An 18,766-nucleotide genomic window follows, 5' to 3' on the forward strand; every position below is an offset into this window, starting at 1 on the left:
GCCGTTTTACTCCTCGAGTCGGTCGACGAGCGCGCGAATGCCGGGCTTTTCGAGTCGATCCGGATTACCCAGCACGCGAACGGGTTGTTCTCCCAGGGAAACGAACTCGAGGTCGAGATGTTCGGCCGTCTCGCGAAGGCCGACGGCAGCGTCTGCCGAACCGCCGATTACGCGCCGAGCCGGGCTCTCGTGGGCTCGAAGCCCGAGGTCGAAGCCGTCGATCGACTCGACGAGTTCGCCCCGCGACGCGTCGCGTTCGTCGGCGAGGCCGTCGATCGCACGCTCGAGACTCGTCCGAAGTCCCGAGTCGGACGTCCGATTGACGAACGCGATCTCTCGATCGACGAGGTCCGACAGTTCCTCGATCTCCCGCGGATTGCCCGGGTCGACGATCAATCCCCACTCGCGGGTCCAGCGGCCGAGTTCGGACGCGTCGACGTCTCGCTCGAGCGGTCCGGCGGCGACGGCGAAATCCGGGACGCCGTTTCGAAGGCGTCTGAGCCCCGGTCGAGTGCCGACCGAGAGATATCGGGGGTGCTCGAGGTCGTCGAGCAGGCGATTGAGCGTCGGGTCGTCCTCGCCGACGCCTAACAGGGTCGGCGGCCGAACGTCCGGCGAAAAGAGCTGGACGGTAACAGGTTCGCCGGCCTCGAGGTAGTCCGTGTCCGCTGGGACCTCGACGACGCCGTCGGCCTCGGAGAGACTCGTCGTCGCGCCGCTTCCCTTGTCGACGGGGTAGACGAGGCGCTCGCCGTCTCCGTCGGTCGTGACGCCGACGGGCATCAGTCGGAGTCGCCCCTGCTCGGAGCGCTCTTCGGTCGCCATCGACCCGGAAACGATCGCGCTGGCCGGCTCCGGAACGCCCGCGGCATCGCGAATCGCCGGCGCGACGAACGTCCGGAAGACCATCATCGCGGAGACGGGATAGCCGGGGAGTCCGACGTAGGCCGATTCACCGGCGGACGGGTTCGACCCACCTTCCAAGTCGCCAGAGCGCGGTCCGGCGTCCTCGAGTCGGCCCACCAGCATCGGTTTGCCGGGCTTGACGCCGACGCCGTGGAGGAGTAGTTCACCCTGTTCTTCGATCACGCGGTAGATGACGTCGACGGCGCTCGCGCTCGTCGACCCGGAGGAGAGAACGAGGTCGCATTCGGCAGCCGCCTCGCGAAGCACGCGCTCCATCTCCGCTTGGTCGTCGCCCGCGTGGGGGTAGAGAACGGGCTCTCCACCGGCGTCTTCGACACCTGCGGCGACGGTGTAGCTGTTCACGTCGTAGATCTCGCCACGAGCGCTTTCGACGCTTTCGCCCGGCCTGACGAGTTCGTCGCCGGTCGAGACGATGCCGACTCGAGGCTTCGCCCGGACCGGGACTTCCTCGCGCCCGAGCGCGGAAAGGAGGCCGATATCCCGCGGCGTCAGTCGTGTTCCGGGCCCGAGCGCCCGTTCGCCCGCGGCCACGTCCGCACCCGCGAACATCACGTTGTCGCCGGGCGCGACGCTCGTTCGGACGAGCACTTCGGAAGCGGTAGCCGCGGCATCGCCGTCGTCGCCGCCACCCCCCGAACTCGCCTCGTCCGTCCGCTCGACGGGAACCATCGCGTCGGCACCGTCGGGCATCACCGCGCCGGTCGAGATTTCGACGACTTCCCCCTCGCCGACGGTCACGTCGGGTTCCTCGCCCGCGTGTACCGCCCCGACGAGTTCGAGTCGGGCCGGGTCGGCTTCGTCCGCGCCGAACGTGTCCCGCGCACGGAGCGCGTAGCCGTCCATGTTCGACCGATCGAAGCCTGGAACGTCGAGTTCGGCGTCGATCCGTGCGAGGAGCACGCGGCCGCGAGCCTCCTCGAGCGGTACCCGTTCGACGCCGCCCTCGAGCGATAGCGAGTCGATGGCCTCGCGCGCCGCTGCTGGCGACGCGAGGTCGCGAAATTCCTTGCGGTCCATAGCGGGTGTTTGGTCGCGGGGGCTAAAAACGTCGGTCGATTACGGAAGTCAAATGGGAGGAACGAAAATCAGGACGAATCGGCCCAGAGGGTATCGATTCGCTCCGAAACGTACGCCAGCACGATCGAGAGAACGTCGCGGTAGTCGGTCGGAAGTTCGGCCTCAACCGCACGACCCGCATCCGGCGGCGGATGAAAGTGTGTTCGACCAACAGGCTTCGGGTGTCGATCCCAGCGACAGTCCCACCGAGTTCCGTCCGTCGGCTCCTCGAGATAGTGCACCGAGAAATCACCGCCGACGTACCATCGTATCTCGAGTCGCGCGCTTTGAATACGGTCGGGGAAGAGCGACCGATCATACCGAGCAACCAGATTCCGGATTCTGTCCGAAGACGGTTCGAATTCGACGCGCTGGAACCGGTCGTCCCGAGATAATCGACGGCGAACGATTCGAAGGGCGTCGATGTCGATCGGTCCCGTGTCGGTTTCGTCATCGCCGCTCATCCGTGACTCATGGTGCCATCGACGGCCTCTCGATCCTTGCGAGCCCGTTCGACGACGCGGATATCTCGACGTATCGACTTCCACTCGCCGATATCTTCCCACACCCTCTCGAGGTCGTCGTACCCTCCTTCCTCGAGTGCGTCGATCTGGTCGGGCCCATCGACGTCATACCGTTCGCGATACGTCCGTTCTTCCTCGACGAGGGTGCCGAGGAGCTGCTCGAGTTCGGCGCCGCTGTGTTCTCGCCGAAGCTCGTTGGCTCGGGACCACTCGAAATACGCGTCGTTCCGTCGATAGCGCTTGGGACGCCCCTCAAGCGGTTCGACGATCCCTCGTTCCTCGAACCACTCGAGGTGTTCCCGCGCGGCACCCTCCGAACACCGAGCGCGCTCGGCGACGGCTTCCGCGGTCGCCGGATCGGAGAGCTGAATCACCGTTTCGTACACACGGTCGCGGGTCGAACGATCCCGATCCCACCGTTCTCGTTCTTCTTCGACGGCGTTCGCATCGTTCGGATATCCAACATCTGGCATGAGGGTTGTATTCGCATTCGACTGCCTGACGTATATATTTGCTCCATAGGAGAATAGTATACCCTACTCAGAAAGATGCTCGAGGAGCAACTCCGTAACCGCCGCCGGCTTCTCGTGGGGGACCCAGTGGCCGATTTCGGGGAACCGCTCGAGACGGCCGTCGTCGCAGTAGGCGATGCTCTCGGGAGCCATCTCGGGCTCGAGCGCGAAGTCCTGCTCACCCCACGCGATAAGCGTCGGAGCGGAGACGATTTCGCGGGGCGGCGAGGCGGCGTGGCGGACCGCGGCGCGGTACCAGTTGATCGTCGCCGTCAGCGCGCCCGGTTGGCTCCACGCGGCGCGGTAGCGCTCGAGGTCGTCGTCGGTGAACGTTCCCGGCGACGCGTTCGCTCGCAACGCTCGCACGAAGTATTCGAAGTCGTTCCGGCTGGAAGACCACTCGGGAATCCGCGGGAGCTGGAAGTAAAAGACGTACCAACTCTTGCGTAGCTGGGAGGGGTTGCGCAGGAGGTGATGCCGGAGAACGGACGGATGGGGGACGTTGACGATCCCGAGGCGATCCACGGTTGACGGATAGCGAAGCGCGAGCTCCCAGGCGACCGCCGCTCCCCAGTCGTGGCCGACGACGTGGGCCGAGTCGCGGCCCTCGCTCTGAACGAGCTCGACGACGTCGCGGGCGAGTTCGCTCTTTCTGTACGCCCGGACCCCGTCGGGTTTCTCGCTCAGATTGTAGCCGCGCTGGTCCGGAACGAGCACGCGATACCCCGCCTCGACCAGCGGCTCGATCTGCTCGCGCCAGCCGTAGAAGAACTCGGGAAACCCGTGAAGCAAGACGACCAGCGGATCGGCTTCGTCGCCTGCCGCGACGACGTGTAGTCGAACGCCGTTTACGTCGCGATACGTCGATTCGGCGGTCGGAGCGGACAGAAGTGAGGCGTCTGTGTGCATAGACGAGTCGGTACCGGACATCTTGGATAGGAATAGTTATGAAATTGCCAGTTGAGTCGATGATATGTCACGATTGAGCGAGGGGGATCGACAGCGGATCGGGGAACTCTTCGACAGACAGCTCGAGGTCGGCCTCCACCACGGTGCACAGTGTGCGGTGTACGTCGACGGCCGACTCGAGATCGACCTCGCCGGCGGAGTGATGGGACTCGACGGGAACGCGCCGGACGATGTCGAACCGACGACGCCGGAAACGCGCCACGTCCTGTTCTCGTGTACGAAACCGTACGCCGCGACGGCGTTGCACGCCCTCGTCGACGACGGGGAGCTCGCACACGACGACCCCGTCGTCGACCACTGGCCGTCGTTCGCCGAGGAGGGGTCGGCGAAGGCGACGATAACCGTCCGGCAAATCCTCAGCCACACGGCGGGGCTTCCCTACGGCGAAATCGATCGGCGTCCCGATCTCTGGGGCGACTGGGACGCCGTCATCGAGGTCCTCGAGGGGATGGAACCGGTCTTCGCTCCCGGCACACAACCGGCCTACCACTCGTTAACCTTCGGTTGGCTCGTCGGCGAACTCGTCAGGCGAGTCTCTGGTCGGCCGATCGAGGCCGTCGCTGCCGATCGGGTCTTCGAGCCGCTCGAGATGGACGATACCGGAATCGGACTCCGAGACGACGAGGACGATTCGGTCGCGACGCTCACTGGTTTTGCCCCGTTCGATAGCTGTCGCGAACTCGAGGAAGGACTGGGCGATCACGCCGAAGTCGCGGAGTCGTTCAACGACGAGGCGATCCATCGATCCGTGATCCCCGCCGCGAACGGGATCGGCACGGCTCGGGACATGGCTCGTTTCTACGCTTGTCTCGCGAACGGCGGCGAACTCGACGGAACACGCGTCCTCGAGCCAGACATCGTCGAGGCGATGACGACGCTCTGGGCCGCGACGGACGAGGACGGCACGCTTCACCGGCCATCGCGGTACGGCCTCGGCGTCTGGAAGGGCGGAACCAGCGCGGATCCGTTCGGATCACTCACTCCCTCGCGGGTGTTCGGCCACGCCGGGCTGGGCAGTAGCGTCGGCTGGGCCGACCCCGAGCGAAACGTCGCCTTCTCGTACGTGACAAACGGCGTCCGGGAGGAAACCTACGAACACATCACTCGAGTGAGCACGCTCGCGGACGCGGTTCGATTAGCGCTCGAGCAGTGACGGATTGGTTAGCGCTCGGTCGGTGACGGTTCGGTTGGCGCTCGATCGATGACAGTTCGGACCAACGGATTTCCGAGCCGACCGGTCGTGGAACCCGGCTAACACTCCCGATCGATGACGGTGAGTTGCCCCGTATCCTCGTACTCGCTGTCGATCGGACTGGGCTGGTAGAACCGGTACACCGTCACCGCTTCGACCGACTCGTCGTGATTCGCATTGGCCTCTTCGCACGCCCACTCGGCGTAACTTCGGGAGATCACGCCGTTCGAATCACCCTGCCCCGAGTCGCGAACCGACTCCATGAACTTTCGATCGCGGAAGGTGTCGTACTCCTGAGAGGCGTCCGGCGGGCGATCGGCGGTGACGTTTCCACCCCCGAACGCGTCGACCTGGGAACCGGACTCGAGCTCCGCTTCGACGCTGTACCAGCTGTAGGCCTCGGACGGATTCGGCGAGTACAATCCCCAGTGTTGTTCGTTGAGGTAACTCGAGTCGAGTTCGTCCGGCACGTCGTGTCCCGTCACGTAGGTCGTCCCGTACAACAGTATCGAAGCGAGAATAATGACTCCGAGGACGGTCACTAACGCGCCGCTGTAGGCCCGGACGAACGACGTTTTCGATTCGTAGCCCCGCCGATCGAGCGCGTCGAGAAGGCGGCGTTCGACGGGTGGACTGCCGAGCGGGCCGAGCTGTGGCGCAGTCGGTCGTCTGTCGGTCACTGCGGCGGGCGCCAGACGGGAGAGCGTCTCCCAGAACGGCGCCGTGAGGAACGGAAGCATGGATGCCGAGAGAACGAACGGGAACAGGCCGACCGACATCGTCGTCACCATCCCTGCGAACGCGCCCATATAGACGAGCGCGAAAAACGCTCGCAACCGCCCGTCGGTCAGCAGGAGGAAGACGACAGAACCGGCGAGCAACCCGACCCAGATCCAGTTCAGTCCCTCGAGGAGCGCGGGATAGGAGACGAGATGATTGCCGAGAAAGACCGTCATCACGTCGTTCGAAAGCGCGATTTGGACCGCTTCCCCCTCGTACCAGGTATCGCCTTCGAACTTGAGCACCGCGTTCTGGGAGAGCACCATCAGCGGTTGAACGAGAATCGCGGCGGTCCCGAAGCTACGGACACTCATCCGAGCCGAACCGCGACGGAGCGCGTCGATCGACCACCGCTCCCCCAGCGGGGTCACGAGCGCGACCAGCAACATGACCCGAAGTAGTCGATCCGCGCCGTTGAGGATCGTCGGATTCCGAGCGTGAAGTGATAGCAATAGGAGCAAGGAAACGACGCCCACCAGTCTCGTTCGATAGCCGAGCACGAACGCGACCGCGAACGCCCCTGCAACGATGAACAACAGTTGTTGCACCCACAGCTCCCCCGACATCGCGTGAAGCGAGAAACCGATAACCTGACCATACGTTCCTTCGTAGGCCGCGATCGGATACGCGCCGTCGTCGGTGTAAAACCGCCCTATGTTTCCGGCACGGTAGAGCAGATCGCCGAGAATAATGAGCCCGAGCGAAATCCGAAGGGCGGCGAGCGCGCGCGTATCGACCGTGAACCGAGAGCGAATCCGCCGTCGGATCGGCTCGAGTCGAGTGAGAAATCGGCGGTACCGTTCGGAATCCGGCCCGACCTGACCCAACTTCGACGCGACGCCCATGTTAGGCGCTCCCGCTGGACTCGAGCGAGCGGTTCCACACCAACCGCGTGCAGACCACTCCGACCGATTGTTCGATCACGATCATATTCTGGAAAGATGATCGTTTCTGTGTACGTCTCTGGAATAAGCTTTGTGTGTAGCAGGGTACACAAACGATCCTCGAGAAGCGTCGCTAAGGAGGGGTTCTGACGGTATTCCCCAATCGACCGTATCAGAGAGGACTGCAGACAGTTATCGCGCGCAGGCAGACAGCGGCCTTCCAAACGTCGTGTCGTTCGAGCACAGGGCGGCTCGCTTGGGTCACTCCCAGCGCTGTACCGGGACGGTTTCGCCCGCCGGAATCCCCTCGCGATCGTCGTCGACGACGACCCATCCGTCCGCGAGCGAGACGCTCGAGAGCACGCCCGAACCGCTGGCTCTCGTCGGCACTGCGTCGAATCCGGGGGCGGTATCCTCGGAATCCGTATCCGCCGCGTCGTCCGCGTCGCGTTCCTCGAGCGTGACCCGCGCGAAGGTCCGCGTCGCGGGTTCGCTGGGTATCTTGCGATCGAGTCGAGCCATCGTCGTCGGGTGGGGCTCGGGTTCGGTGCCCTCGAGCCATCGGATGACCGGGCGAAGGAACTGAACTGCGTTGACGATGCAGGCGACGGGGTACCCCGGCAGGGCGAGAACGGGGGTCTCCTCGACGACGCCGAGACAGACCGGGTGACCGGGTTTGAGCCCGACGCCGTGGACGACGACCTCGCCGATGTCGTCGATTACCTCAGGGATCAGGTCGCGTTCGCCGACCGACGAGCCGCCGGTCGTGACGACCACGTCTTTGGTCAGGTCTCGCTCGATGGCGGCCCGGAGCGCGTCGTGGTCGTCGGTCACGATGTTCCGGTAGGTCGCTCGTCCGCCCCAGCCTTCGACCAGCCTCGAGACGGTGAGGCCGTTGGTTTCGATGACCTCGCCGGGATCCGGGTCGTGCTGGACGAGTTCCTCGCCTGTCGGGACCACGCCGACTCGAGGTTCCTTGGCCACTTCGACGCGCGCGAGTCCGACGGATTTGAGCAGGCCCAGATCCGACGGCCTGAGTCGGTGTCCCGGTTCGTAAAGCACCTGCCCCGATTCGACGTCTTCGCCCACCGGCGCGACGTTTTCCCCTTCGGCGACCGCGTCGGCGACCTCGAGTTCGTCCGTGGCGTCGAACTCCTCGACGTGTTCGATCATCACGACGGCGTCGCTCCCGTCGGGGAGCGAACTTCCCGTGTGAACTCGGACGGCGGTTTCGGGGGCGACCGACTCGTCGTCGGCGACCCGGAGAACGGCGGGAGACCGGTCGCTGGCTCCGAACGTGTCCGCCGCACGGACCGCGTACCCGTCCATCGCCGCGCGCTGGTAATGCGGGACGTTTCGCGACGCCGTCACCGACTGGGCGATCACGCGTCCGCTGGCCTGTTCGATGGGGAGCGCTTCGGTATCGGGTTCGCGCTCGTCGAACTCGAGTGCGTCTTTCAAAACGGCGCGCGCCTCGTCGACGGGCGTGCGTACCTTGAACCCCGCTTCGGTTCGATCGTGGTCGGCACCTTTCATACTCGAAAACGTGCGGGCGGAGGGGAAAAACGTGCGGGACCGTCCCGTCGCGTTTCGTGGGGCTACCGAGGCCTCGAAAAAGCGCTTAGCTCCGGAGCAAGCCGCCGTCGATCGGGATCTCGGCCCCGTTGACGTAACTCGCGCGTGGACTCGAGAGATACGCGACGGTCTCGCCGAGCTCTTCGGGCTGGCCGATCCGGTTCACCGGAATCCCGTCGGAGAGGTCGGCGAGTCCCGCCTCGTAATTTTCGTACGTTCCGCCCTCGATGCCGGATTCGATCAGTTCCTCGATCCGGGGCGTCTCGATGGTTCCCGGAAGCACGGCGTTGGCCCGGATTTCGGGCGCGAACTCCCGAGAAACCGTTTTGATGAGTCCGATCACGCCGCGGCGAACCGAGTTCGAGAGCAGGAGGCCGTCCGCGACCTCCTGGACCGTCCGGGACGTGATCGAGGTGATCGTGCCGTGTTCGGACTCGAGGAGGTGGGGATGGGCCTCCTCGATCGTCCAGACGACGCTCATCACGAGTAGGTCGTAAGCCTGGTACCAGTCTTTCTGCTCGGTCTCGAGGAACGTCGCACTCGGCGGGCCGCCGGAAGAGGTTACCAGGTGGTCGAGCCCGCCGAACGCGTCGACGGTCTCCTCGACGAGATTCGCAATGTCCTCGGGCGACGTGAGATCTGCCTGCACCGCGAGCACGTCTCCGGTCGGCCCGTCCGCCGACTCGCAGGCGTCCTCGATCGACTCTTTGGCGCTCTCGAGTTTCTCCTCGGTGCGGCTACAGATAGCGACGTTCGCGCCTTCTTCCGCCAGCGCCGTTGCGCTCGCGAGTCCGAGACCGCTCGAGGATGCCGTTACCAGTGCTGCGTTACCGTCTACGTCCAGATCCATGCGGGGGCAAACGAGGTGGGAGGACAAAGGCTTCAGGGAAGCCGATCGAGCGCAATCGAAGGGGCGCAGCCCAAAAGGGTAGCGAACAGATTATTCCCGGTGTCGGACCCGAACGAGGCCGTTCGAGGTCACGCCGACGATGAGCGGCGTCGAAATCTTTCGCCCTTTGACCGCCGGCCCGGCCGCGTCGCTGACGACCTTCATCAGGTCGGGAGCGGTGTGATCGACCTTGACACCGTTTTCGTCACACGCATCATAGACCAGCTGTGGCACGTCGTACAGATCCGTTCCGGACGGGACTCGTACCCGTACCGGCGCTCGAAGCGCCTCCGCGAAGGCAACCGTTTCTCGAGCCTTCTCGAGGTTCTCTCGAGCGCTCGACTCGATCGACGAGACGTTCGCCCGCGAGGTACCCAGCGCGTCGGCGATGTCGGCCTGAGAAACGTCTCGCTCCCGAAGGGCGAGAATCTGGGCCTGTCTCTGGGTCAGAACGCTCGTCTCGGACTCGAACCCGATATCCTCGAGCAGCTCCTCGATATCGTCTATCACGACGATCGTCCCCCGATCAGGTCCGTGAGCGTGTTCATGTCCCAACATCGATGCGGTAGGATCAAAGCGTCTACGGTTGAACCAAGTCTCTAAATCTGAGTCGGTAGATACGCGACTGGAAAAGAGAACGATCGATATCCGAGAACTGTCCTTTGGAAGCGACTGTCCACGACGAACGACTTCACTGCGAAAGCGTTACGAGCCCCAGAAGTTGTCGCGACTCCCGAGTCGCTCTCGCTCCGTCTGCCCACTGCGGTTGTCGTCGGTCGTCTCGTCGTTCGCGTCATCGGCGCGTTCACCGTCGTCTCCGTTCGACTCATCGTTGTCCGACTCGTCGTCGTCCGTCTCCATCGGAAGCCGTTCGATCTCCTCGGCCCGAGCGTGGCTGCTGTGGACGCGCTGGATTTCGACTCGAGAACGAGCCTCGGGGAGTACGCCGTCGACCATCACGATGAAGCCGTCCTCGGTTCGTCCGACACCGGCACCGCTTTCGTGCATGTCGACGATGTCGACGACTACCTCTTCCCCGCGTTTGATCGGTTGACTTTTCAGATCGTCGATCGGCTGGTTGTAGTGTTGACACCACTCCTTTCCACCACGATCACCGTGGTGTTGACACCCCATGCCCGAAATCCGCTCCGAGAAGTTCGGACAGTCGTCGGCAAGTGGACAGTCTGCCATATGATTCCCTATCAGCGGCGGCGTTAAACCGCTTGCGTCTTGGAAACGACGTTTACTCTCGACGTCGAACTCCTGTGTTTCCCGTCGAATTACTCGAAATCGAGCCGCCGAAACGTAGAACGGTTTCGATTAACGCGGTCGATCGGCGACTCTCGCCGTCCCCGCGAAAAGATATCGAGACAACTGTTTGTGTATGAAACAGGGTTTCGAAAACGTTTACGGGGATGGCAACGCACGAAACAATGATGAAGATTCTCGTTACGGTCAAAGAAGTCGCGACCGTCGAAGACGAGTTCGACATCGACGGTACGTCGATCGCCGACCAGTACCTCGGTGCCGATCTCAACGAATGGGACGACTACGCCATCGAAGAGGCCGTCCAGCTTCAGGAGGACGGCGTCGCCGACGAAGTCGTCGCGGTCACGATCGGCCCCGAAGACTGCGAACAGACCATCCGACAGGCTCTCGCGAAGGGTGCCGACCGCGCCGTCCGCGTCTGGGACGAGTCACTCGAGGGCGTCGACCTGCTCGATGTCGGCGCAAAGACGGATATCCTCCGAGCCGTCGTCGAGGAAGAAGATCCGGATCTCGTCCTCTCCGGCGTCCAATCCGGCGACGATAGCTTCGGTGCCACGGGCGTCTCCCTGGCCGCCGACCTCGGCTTCCAGTGGGGGGCCGTCGTCAACGATCTCAAGCACGACTTCGAGGACGGCACCGCCTCGGTTCGACGCGAACTCGAGGGCGGCGTCGAGGAGTTGACGGATATCGAACTGCCAGCGGTCCTGACGATCCAGACCGGGATCAACGAGCCCCGATACGCGAGCCTCCGGGGCATCCGACAGGCCCAGCGCAAGGAACTCGACGTGCAGAGCCTCGCCGACCTCGGCATCGACGAGGGCGTCGTCGAGGGCGATCTGACACTGACCGAGATGTACGAGCCGGAGACCGAGAGCGACGTCACTGTCTTCGAGGGCGGTGCCGACGACACCGCCGGACAGCTCGCTGATCTCCTTCGCGAGAAGGGGGTGGCACCATGACGGATATCCTCGCCATCGCCGACCACCGACGCGGCGAACTCCGGGACGTCAGCTACGAGATCATCACCGCGGGCCGAGAGCTCGCCGACCAGACCGGCGGCGAACTCCACCTCGCCATCATCAGCGGCACCGTCGACGACTTCGCCGAGAAGGCAAACCGCGAGGGTGTCGACGTCATCCACACCGTCTCCCACGGCGAGGAGTTCAACCACGACGTCTACACGCAGGTTATCACGCAGCTCTACGACGAGTGCGGACCGCAGTTCGTTCTCGCACCCAACAGCGTCAACGGCCTCGACTACGCGCCATCCGTCGCGAACGAACTCGATCTCCCGATCGTCACCGACACCGTCGGGCTCGAGACCGACGGCGAGACGCTGGTCGCAAACCGCGAAATGTACGGCGGCAAGGTCGAAACGACCGTCGAGGTCGACTCGGGCTCGGCCCTCGTCACCATCCGAAGCGCCGAGTGGCCCACCGCAGAGGGTACCGGCGACGCTTCGATCGAAGCCTTCGACGCCGATATCGACGAGGACGCGGTCGGCTCGAGCGTCAACGGCTTCGAGGAAGTCGGCGGCGGCGACGTCGACATCAGCGAGGCCGACGTGCTGGTCTCGATCGGCCGCGGGATCGAGGAAGAAGAGAACCTCGACATCATCCGCGATCTCGCGGACGCACTCGACGCGACGCTGTCCTCGTCGCGACCGATCGTCGACAACGGCTGGCTCCCGAAGAATCGTCAGGTCGGCCAGTCCGGCAAGGTCGTCACGCCCGACGTCTACATCGCGATCGGTATCTCCGGGGCTGTCCAGCACGTCGCCGGGATGAAAGGCTCGGACACGATCGTCGCGATCAACACCGACGAGAACGCGCCGATCATGGACATCGCGGACTACGCGATCTACGACGACCTCTTCGACGTCGTGCCGGCGTTGACCGAAGAGTTTGAGTAGTTGCGTGGTTCTCGCAAAGCGAGAACCACGATATAGCGAGCGGGGAGGGACGACCCGCGAGCAGCGTGATTCGAGCGAAGCGAGAATCACGGTATAGCGAACGGGCGAACGCCCGTGAGCTGCGTGGGTTGAACGAAACGAGAATCACGGGCTAGCGAACGGGCGAACGCCCGTGAGCTGCGTGGGTTGAACGAAACGAGAATCACGGGCTAGCGAACGAGCGAAAATCCGCGAGAAACGAGCGCTATTTTCACCGTCCGGTCGCTTGCGAACTCGTACGAACAGTCTCGAGAAACCGAACACCTTCATCCGTAACCGTCACGTACTTTTTTCCCCCGTCCGAAGCGCTGGCAATGGAACTTCTCGAGCGCCGCCGGGCGCTAATTGAGGAGCGTCTCGTCGAGGTCGTCGACGGTGTCGACCCGGAGACGCTCAGTTCGGAAGTTCGCCACGTGACGCTCTCGGGGGGGAAGCGAGTGCGGCCGATGGTGACGATACTGGCGTGTGAAACGGTCGGCGGCGACCGGACGGACGCCGTCGATTTCGGCGTCGGGATCGAACTCGTCCACAGCGCGTCGCTCGTGATCGACGATATCATCGATCGCTCTGAGCTCCGCCGAGGAACGACCAGCGCCTGGGCGGAGTTCGGGCACGGGCCTGCAATCATCACCAGCGACGGGCTGCTCGGCGAGGCGTTCGCACTCTTTTCGGCGGATCCGAAAGCCACGCAGGTCGTCGCCGAGTCGATGGTCGAACTCGGCGTCGGCGAGGCGACCGAACTCTCCTCGCAGCCCTCGAACGAAGCTGAGTACATGACCCTGGCACGGCGAAAAACCGGCGCACTGTTTCGTGCCGCTGCCGAACTCGGCGCGATCGCGGCGGACTCCGATCCGTTCACGGTCGAAGCGCTCGGGGAGTACGCCGAACGCGTCGGCGTCGCCTTCCAGATCAGAGACGACGTGTTAGACGCCACGGCCGACGCGTCAGCGCTCGGCAAACCGACGGGCCACGACGCCGCCCTCGAGCGCCCCTCCGTCGTACAGGTGACCGACCTGACACCCGAGGAAGCGAACAAGCGAGCACGCACGGAAGCTGATCGAGCGATCGACGCGCTGGGAACCGTCGACGCCGTCGATACGGAGGCTCGAGACTACCTGCTCGAGTTAGCGGAGTTCGTCGTCGAGCGGGAGCGATAGTCGCTGTCTCTTCCGCGAGCGTTAGGGTCACTCTTCTTGCCAGTAGTCGACATCCCCGTCCATCGGATAGTACCCATGAACGGACCGTTCCTCGCGTCCGCCCGGCGGTGCGCCGACGAACACGCCGAGTTTTTCCGAGTCGGGATAGACGGAGACGTCGGGTTCGTTCATCGTCGAGAACAGAAGGTACCGGAGGGTATCATCCGAATCGTTGATCACCTTGTGTCCGCCCGTTTCGTCGGCCGGAAACGAGACGTAATCGCCGTCCTCGAGGTCGTACGTTTCATCGGCGAGCCGAAGCGTTCCGGTTCCCGCGAGTACGTACATCGCTTCTTCGTTCGCGGTGTGGTAGTGATACGGCCACGACTCGTTCCCGGACGGAATTTCGTAGAGGCTACATCCGAGTTGGTCGCCGTCTACGGCCTCGCCCAACTGTTTTCGTTGGGCGTTCATCGCCCCCTGATTCAGTTCCGTCCACTCGAGATCGTCTCGATTAACCGGAGCCATAGCCCACGTACAGAAGGGGGGAGAAAATAGTTTTTTGTGATTCGCGTTCGCGCCGGCACCTCGGGTTCCTACGCGCTGTCGGCCCGCCGCGATCCCTCCGAGAACCGAGATTCCGCGACCGCAAAGGCGAGCGTACTCACGATTCCGAGCAACGTTCCAGCCGTGAGCGCGGTCGCGAGCGTGGTAATCCCGAACTCGTCGAGGAAGAACCCGCTCACCGCGTAGAGGACGACTGCGATGGCGATCACGTAAAACGGCGCGTTGAGGTATCGCCACTCGAGGCGACCGGCGATGTACTCGTCGGTGATCTGACCGAGACTGGTCGTCACGCCCGCGGCCGCAAACCACTGGACCGAGCCGTAGACCAGCGCGGCGAGCATCATGGGGATTCCGAGCTCGCCCGACATCGAGGCCCGAGTGTCCTCGAGCATGTTGACGCCGCTGACGCCGCCGAGGACGAACAGCGCGGCCGCGACGACGTAGGCGAGCAGGGTCGTCCGACCCGCGTACAGCGACCTGCGCCCGTACTCGACGGTCGCGTCGAGGTACTCGCCCAGACCGATCCCCCTCGAGATGAGATAGAGCCCGAGCAACGTCGAGGTGACGCCGAGGACGAGCCCCGGCAACTCGAGGAGCGCGCCGATCAGTGCGAGCGGGTAGATGAGCAGGAGGATCCCGATCGGAATCAGGACGGTCCCGCGCGTCTCGGGGTCGTTCAGTACCTGCTTGATCGTGTAATACATCGACTCGAGGTTTTGGGCCTGCCGGACGACGACTCGCCGAACGCCGTCGATCGGGACCCTCGAGCGGATGATCGGGATAACGGATTCGTCCTGTGCGCCGTCGGTGATGACAAGCGTCGTGACATCTTCGGCGGTCGAAAGGCTCGCGAGGACGGTATCGACCTCGTCGCCGACCTCCCGGTTCGCGTCGACGTCGCCGCCGTCGTTGCCCGTTACGACCGCGACCTCGACGCTTTCGTCGCGTTCGGCAAGGTCGTCGTAAACGTGGATACCCTGAAAAATCACGTTCACGTCCGAATCCTCGGGGTCCGCGGTCGCCAGCGCGACGGCCGCTTCCTCGACCGGTTCGCGGCCGATAACTGGCGTGGAAAAGCCGGTCTTGCGGCCGAGATCGTCGTCGAGATCGACACACAGGACCAACAGCATCGCCTCAAGGTACGGGAGCGTGGTATTTCCATCTTCGGGGTGTGGTCGGTTGACAGGTCGGAGTCAACCAAGCAGTGGCCGACGGGAACCGGCTTGCCGATCGGTTTCCAGAACGTATCGATGGGCGAAGAGCGGTGTCGCCGGATAACGGACCGAACGGCGGTCGAAGCGTTCAATTCGCTGACCCACAAAGGGTAGATATGAACCTGTTTGCGAGCGACCAGCCGGTCGCGCTCGTTCTCATCGACGTCCAACGGGGGTTCGACGATCCCGTCTACGGCGAGCGGAACAACCCCGATGCCGAGGCGAGGATCGGCGAGTTGCGCTCGAGGTGGCGCGAAGTCGGACAGCCGATCGTTCACGTCAAACACTGCTCGACCGAACCCGAGTCGCCGCTTCGACCGGACGAATCCGGCAACGCGTTCAAACCCGTGGGTGAACCCCGCGAAGGAGAACCGGTCGTCGAAAAGCGGGTCAACGGCGCGTTCATCGGGACGGATCTCGAGTCGTGGCTTCGAGAGCGCGGTATCGAGACGATCGTCTGCTGTGGGTTTACGACCGACCACTGCGTGTCGACGACGACTCGGATGGCCGAGAACCGCGGCTTCGATCCGATCGTCGTCGCGGACGCCACCGCGACGTTCGACCGCGAGGGGGCCGATGGAACGGTCTTCGACGCCGAGACGACACACAAACACGCGCTGGCGCACCTTCGAGGCGAGTTCGCGACGATCCTCGAAACCGAAGCGCTCGTCGACTGAAAAGGGATCAGGGAGACGGAGCGGACCGAAATTCGACCGAAAGCGGCTATCTGCGTGGGAAGATACCACACCCACCGCGCGTTTCGCACGGCTTTTGACCCTCGAGACGCTATGAAAAGTTGAATGATTTCGAAGGGCTGTGAGCAGTGTGCGAAAGGCGGCAAGATGGTGCTGTTCGTCTACGGTTATTGCGACCAGCGCGACTGCTTTTACTGCCCGCTCGGCGAGAACCGCAAGAACGTCACGGACGTTTACGCGAACGAACGGCTCGTCGAGGACGACGAGGACGTCCTCACCGAGGCCCACCGGATGGACGCACTCGGAACGTCGATCACCGGCGGGGAACCACAGGAGGCCTTAGAGCGCACCTGTCACTACCTCGAGTTGCTCAAAGACGAATTCGGCGAGGACCATCACACCCACCTCTACACCGGTATTACGGGCGGGCGAGAGAACATGCGACGACTCTCCGAGGCGGGTCTCGACGAGATACGGTTCCACCCGCCGCTCGAGCAGTGGGGCGACCTCCACGGCACCGAGTGGGAGGATATTCTCCATATCGCGCGTGAAGAGGGACTGACACCCGCCTTCGAGATACCGGGGATCCGACCCGAACCGGAGTTCCTCGAGTTCCTCGACGAAGGCGCGGCGGAGTTCTGTAACATCAACGAGTTCGAGATGAGCGACGGGAACTTCCGCCGGATGCAAGAAGAGGGATACGATCTCAAGGAAGACCACATGAGCGCGGTCGACAACGACCGCGAGAAGATCCTCGACGTGATGGGCGACCACGAGCGGACCTACTTCTGTACCTCCGTGTTCAAAGACGCCGCCCAGCACCGCCGTCGCCTCAAGCGATCCGCCCGAAACGTCCGCCGGGAGTTCGACGACGTGACCGACGACGGAACCCTCGTCTACGGAAAAACGTACGCCGAGCCGGACCGGTTCGCGGATCTCGGCGTCCCCGAGGAGTTCTACAGCGTCAAGACGAACCACGTCGAGATCGCCTGGTGGCTCTTAGAGGAGATGATCGAAGAAGGCGATCTCGAGGACGGAGAAATCGTCGAGCAGTATCCGACCTACGACGGGCAAGTAGTCGAACGGACGCCGCTCGCTTGATATCCTCCCCACCCTGAAGACGAAGTCTTGCGCCTGCTCATCCCATACCGTACCGTCTGTACCGCGAGCGACCGGTGAGTGGAGGGCTTTTATCGACGGTTGTGTTAGACACCGCTTACGGGAGAGTGCAGGGTTCTATTACGAAATCAGGTACTCGTAATCGGTCGCCACATTCCGTCAGAATCGACAGCCCCCCATCAGTCGATCTCGGTCGGGTCGACCTCGGGATGCGTGATCAGGTTCTCGCGACCGATTCGGAGTTTCTCGATCTCCTCGTCGTCGTCCATCTTCGAGAGCAGTTGGGAAACCTTGGCGTTCGACCACCCGGTTTCTTTGACGATCGTCGCCTGTTTCATTCGACCGCCGTTATCGCTGAGCATTCTGTGGACGCGTTCTTCGTCACTCAACAGCGAGGGATCCACATCCTCGACTTCATCGAACTCGAGTTCGGCGTCTCGACGGCCGTCAGAAGCCGAGATATCGCCGGCTGGCGGTACCGACCCCGTCGCCGAAAGAGAGTTGGTCTCCGCACCTGCGTCACTATCCGGACCGTCTCCTGTTCCCGGCAGTGAAACCCCAGGAACGCGTTTGGAAACCCGCTCGAGATCCGCACGCCGCTGGGCAAGGAGATAACCGCCGACACCGAATGCGAGCGCGAACAGTATCAGCCCGCTCCCGATCCATCCGATGTTGAAGCCACCACCGCTTGATTCACCCGACGACAGGAAGACGAGGTCGGGTTCGTGGTCTAACTCCATGGGACCGGTCCAGACGTAAACCCCGTCATCCCCGCCCGGCGTCGCTCCCTCGTAATTTGGCGGGACCTGAACGACGAGCTGTTGGTTGCTGTTAAGGAAGGGGAGAAGATTACCGTTGTCGTTGTGGAACACGTCGTCGACGTAAATACGATCACCGTCGACGTGGCCGAAATTCGTCCACGTAAACGAATAGGAGATGACCCCGATTCTCGCGTCTTCGACGTCGAGGTCGTCGTTGGACTCGATCGTGTCATGTTCGTCTTCGGTCGGTGCTTCGGTACGGGGCTCGTTCCACTGGTCGTCCTCAATCGACATCTCTCGATCGACCGCCTGCTCGGCGTTTGCTCTGGCCTGATCGAACGCCGTTATGGGGTAGTCGTCGTTGGAGACCCGATCGGTAGCAAACTCCATAAACTGTTCGGCCTCGTCGTCGTCTTCCAGAACGAAGCGACTTTCGACGGTCCACTCGGCAGCTCCGGACTCCGTTATATTGATGGTAAAGACCTGTTTCGGATCCGAGGATCCGAAACTACTGTCCGAATGTTGAACGTTCGGCGCGGGAGGAGAGGAAACGGCGGATCGATCGTCCATCGTCGGAGTGGACGTGAAAGGGGAGGCAGCCACCGCTCCGAGCGTCGACGTAACGAGGAGGACTGTGAGGGCAAGCGTGAAGGCGGTCGATAACCGCATACGTACAACCGGTGGTTTCCCAGGGGAAAAAACACTTTCCATCGGAAAATTACTCATTACTTCGCCGGCTGCGTTCG

18 protein-coding genes are annotated in these 18,766 nt (G+C 63.2%); 6 read left to right on the top strand and 12 right to left on the bottom strand.

Annotated elements, in window-relative coordinates:
* Positions 1–6: 6 nt before the first annotated feature.
* The 4 genes from ACZ5C7_RS21445 to ACZ5C7_RS21460 form a co-directional block, all read right to left on the bottom strand.
* A complete protein-coding gene (locus ACZ5C7_RS21445; protein ID WP_464378288.1) occupies positions 7–1,944 on the bottom strand; it encodes a molybdopterin biosynthesis protein in 1,938 nt (645 codons plus the stop codon).
* A gap of 68 nt (positions 1,945–2,012) precedes the next feature.
* Positions 2,013–2,447 (bottom strand): toxin-antitoxin system TumE family protein, encoded by a 435-nt coding sequence (locus ACZ5C7_RS21450; RefSeq protein WP_464378289.1) that lies wholly within the window; start codon positions 2,445–2,447, stop codon positions 2,013–2,015.
* Positions 2,444–2,980 carry a DUF7342 family protein gene (locus ACZ5C7_RS21455; protein ID WP_464378290.1) on the bottom strand — a complete coding sequence of 179 codons (537 nt, stop codon included), beginning with the start codon at positions 2,978–2,980 and terminating at the stop codon, positions 2,444–2,446. Before ACZ5C7_RS21455 ends, ACZ5C7_RS21450 begins: the two co-directional genes overlap by 4 nt.
* Before the next feature lie 63 nt (positions 2,981–3,043).
* Positions 3,044–3,928 (bottom strand): alpha/beta fold hydrolase, encoded by an 885-nt coding sequence (locus tag ACZ5C7_RS21460; RefSeq protein WP_464378291.1) that lies wholly within the window; start codon positions 3,926–3,928, stop codon positions 3,044–3,046.
* Positions 3,929–3,992: 64 nt separating this feature from the next.
* Here ACZ5C7_RS21460 and ACZ5C7_RS21465 point away from each other — a divergent pair, with 64 nt between their 5' ends.
* Positions 3,993–5,141: a serine hydrolase domain-containing protein gene (locus tag ACZ5C7_RS21465; protein WP_464378292.1), complete on the top strand. Its 1,149-nt coding sequence runs from the start codon at positions 3,993–3,995 to the stop codon at positions 5,139–5,141.
* A 98-nt stretch (positions 5,142–5,239) separates the two neighbouring features.
* Here the strand turns inward: ACZ5C7_RS21465 and ACZ5C7_RS21470 are convergent, their stop codons facing one another.
* From ACZ5C7_RS21470 to ACZ5C7_RS21490, 5 genes are all read right to left on the bottom strand, one after another.
* Positions 5,240–6,805 (bottom strand): HTTM domain-containing protein, encoded by a 1,566-nt coding sequence (locus tag ACZ5C7_RS21470; protein ID WP_464378293.1) that lies wholly within the window; start codon positions 6,803–6,805, stop codon positions 5,240–5,242.
* A 300-nt stretch (positions 6,806–7,105) separates the two neighbouring features.
* The gene (locus tag ACZ5C7_RS21475) at positions 7,106–8,380 is read right to left on the bottom strand and encodes a molybdopterin molybdotransferase MoeA (protein ID WP_464378294.1); all 1,275 of its coding nucleotides are present in this window, start codon (positions 8,378–8,380) and stop codon (positions 7,106–7,108) included.
* Between the two features lie 85 nt (positions 8,381–8,465).
* Positions 8,466–9,269 (bottom strand): SDR family oxidoreductase, encoded by an 804-nt coding sequence (locus tag ACZ5C7_RS21480; protein ID WP_464378295.1) that lies wholly within the window; start codon positions 9,267–9,269, stop codon positions 8,466–8,468.
* Positions 9,270–9,359: 90 nt separating this feature from the next.
* Positions 9,360–9,818, bottom strand: a complete 459-nt coding sequence (locus ACZ5C7_RS21485; protein WP_464378296.1) for a Tfx family DNA-binding protein — start codon at positions 9,816–9,818, stop codon at positions 9,360–9,362.
* Between the two features lie 195 nt (positions 9,819–10,013).
* A complete protein-coding gene (locus ACZ5C7_RS21490) occupies positions 10,014–10,499 on the bottom strand; it encodes a TRAM domain-containing protein (RefSeq protein ID WP_464378297.1) in 486 nt (161 codons plus the stop codon).
* Between the two features lie 245 nt (positions 10,500–10,744).
* On the opposite strand from ACZ5C7_RS21490, the gene ACZ5C7_RS21495 reads away from it, so the two are divergent.
* The 3 genes from ACZ5C7_RS21495 to ACZ5C7_RS21505 all read left to right on the top strand — a co-directional run bounded on the left by ACZ5C7_RS21495 (position 10,745) and on the right by ACZ5C7_RS21505 (position 13,685).
* Complete coding sequence (locus ACZ5C7_RS21495) at positions 10,745–11,536, top strand: electron transfer flavoprotein subunit beta/FixA family protein (RefSeq protein WP_464378298.1); 792 nt, start codon at positions 10,745–10,747, stop codon at positions 11,534–11,536.
* Positions 11,533–12,489: an electron transfer flavoprotein subunit alpha/FixB family protein gene (locus ACZ5C7_RS21500; RefSeq protein WP_464378299.1), complete on the top strand. Its 957-nt coding sequence runs from the start codon at positions 11,533–11,535 to the stop codon at positions 12,487–12,489. The genes ACZ5C7_RS21495 and ACZ5C7_RS21500 overlap by 4 nt, the downstream gene beginning before the upstream one ends.
* 353 nt (positions 12,490–12,842) lie before the next feature.
* Positions 12,843–13,685, top strand: a complete 843-nt coding sequence (locus tag ACZ5C7_RS21505; RefSeq protein WP_464378300.1) for a polyprenyl synthetase family protein — start codon at positions 12,843–12,845, stop codon at positions 13,683–13,685.
* 27 nt (positions 13,686–13,712) lie between these two features.
* On the opposite strand, the gene ACZ5C7_RS21510 is transcribed toward ACZ5C7_RS21505, so the two are convergent.
* Entirely contained in the window at positions 13,713–14,192 is a 480-nt protein-coding gene (locus tag ACZ5C7_RS21510) for a cupin domain-containing protein (protein WP_464378301.1), read from the bottom strand.
* Between the two features lie 68 nt (positions 14,193–14,260).
* Complete coding sequence (locus ACZ5C7_RS21515; protein WP_464378302.1) at positions 14,261–15,361, bottom strand: DUF373 family protein; 1,101 nt, start codon at positions 15,359–15,361, stop codon at positions 14,261–14,263.
* A 200-nt stretch (positions 15,362–15,561) separates the two neighbouring features.
* Here ACZ5C7_RS21515 and ACZ5C7_RS21520 point away from each other — a divergent pair, with 200 nt between their 5' ends.
* Both ACZ5C7_RS21520 and ACZ5C7_RS21525 read left to right on the top strand, forming a co-directional pair.
* On the top strand, positions 15,562–16,122 hold the full coding sequence (locus ACZ5C7_RS21520) for a cysteine hydrolase family protein (RefSeq protein ID WP_464378303.1): 561 nt from the start codon (positions 15,562–15,564) through the stop codon (positions 16,120–16,122).
* A gap of 123 nt (positions 16,123–16,245) precedes the next feature.
* Positions 16,246–17,241, top strand: coding sequence for a DUF8061 domain-containing protein (locus tag ACZ5C7_RS21525; RefSeq protein ID WP_464378304.1), 996 nt, complete (start codon positions 16,246–16,248; stop codon positions 17,239–17,241).
* A 197-nt stretch (positions 17,242–17,438) separates the two neighbouring features.
* Here the strand turns inward: ACZ5C7_RS21525 and ACZ5C7_RS21530 are convergent, their stop codons facing one another.
* The gene (locus tag ACZ5C7_RS21530) at positions 17,439–18,689 is read right to left on the bottom strand and encodes a helix-turn-helix transcriptional regulator (RefSeq protein WP_464378305.1); all 1,251 of its coding nucleotides are present in this window, start codon (positions 18,687–18,689) and stop codon (positions 17,439–17,441) included.
* Positions 18,690–18,766 lie beyond the last annotated feature (77 nt).

The sequence above is a fragment of the Halostagnicola alkaliphila genome (assembly GCF_055379965.1).

What these genes read in the sequence shown, in the direction of transcription:
- ACZ5C7_RS21445 (WP_464378288.1), bottom strand. Translation starts at nt 1,944, where the DNA reads ATGGACCGCAAGGAATTTCGCGACCTCGCGTCGCCAGCAGCGGCGCGC.
- ACZ5C7_RS21450 (WP_464378289.1), bottom strand. Translation starts at nt 2,447, where the DNA reads ATGAGCGGCGATGACGAAACCGACACGGGACCGATCGACATCGACGCC.
- ACZ5C7_RS21455 (WP_464378290.1), bottom strand. Translation starts at nt 2,980, where the DNA reads ATGCCAGATGTTGGATATCCGAACGATGCGAACGCCGTCGAAGAAGAA.
- ACZ5C7_RS21460 (WP_464378291.1), bottom strand. Translation starts at nt 3,928, where the DNA reads ATGCACACAGACGCCTCACTTCTGTCCGCTCCGACCGCCGAATCGACG.
- ACZ5C7_RS21465 (WP_464378292.1), top strand. Translation starts at nt 3,993, where the DNA reads ATGTCACGATTGAGCGAGGGGGATCGACAGCGGATCGGGGAACTCTTC.
- ACZ5C7_RS21470 (WP_464378293.1), bottom strand. Translation starts at nt 6,805, where the DNA reads ATGGGCGTCGCGTCGAAGTTGGGTCAGGTCGGGCCGGATTCCGAACGG.
- ACZ5C7_RS21475 (WP_464378294.1), bottom strand. Translation starts at nt 8,380, where the DNA reads ATGAAAGGTGCCGACCACGATCGAACCGAAGCGGGGTTCAAGGTACGC.
- ACZ5C7_RS21480 (WP_464378295.1), bottom strand. Translation starts at nt 9,269, where the DNA reads ATGGATCTGGACGTAGACGGTAACGCAGCACTGGTAACGGCATCCTCG.
- ACZ5C7_RS21490 (WP_464378297.1), bottom strand. Translation starts at nt 10,499, where the DNA reads ATGGCAGACTGTCCACTTGCCGACGACTGTCCGAACTTCTCGGAGCGG.
- ACZ5C7_RS21495 (WP_464378298.1), top strand. Translation starts at nt 10,745, where the DNA reads ATGAAGATTCTCGTTACGGTCAAAGAAGTCGCGACCGTCGAAGACGAG.
- ACZ5C7_RS21500 (WP_464378299.1), top strand. Translation starts at nt 11,533, where the DNA reads ATGACGGATATCCTCGCCATCGCCGACCACCGACGCGGCGAACTCCGG.
- ACZ5C7_RS21505 (WP_464378300.1), top strand. Translation starts at nt 12,843, where the DNA reads ATGGAACTTCTCGAGCGCCGCCGGGCGCTAATTGAGGAGCGTCTCGTC.
- ACZ5C7_RS21510 (WP_464378301.1), bottom strand. Translation starts at nt 14,192, where the DNA reads ATGGCTCCGGTTAATCGAGACGATCTCGAGTGGACGGAACTGAATCAG.
- ACZ5C7_RS21515 (WP_464378302.1), bottom strand. Translation starts at nt 15,361, where the DNA reads ATGCTGTTGGTCCTGTGTGTCGATCTCGACGACGATCTCGGCCGCAAG.
- ACZ5C7_RS21520 (WP_464378303.1), top strand. Translation starts at nt 15,562, where the DNA reads ATGAACCTGTTTGCGAGCGACCAGCCGGTCGCGCTCGTTCTCATCGAC.
- ACZ5C7_RS21525 (WP_464378304.1), top strand. Translation starts at nt 16,246, where the DNA reads ATGATTTCGAAGGGCTGTGAGCAGTGTGCGAAAGGCGGCAAGATGGTG.
- ACZ5C7_RS21530 (WP_464378305.1), bottom strand. Translation starts at nt 18,689, where the DNA reads ATGCGGTTATCGACCGCCTTCACGCTTGCCCTCACAGTCCTCCTCGTT.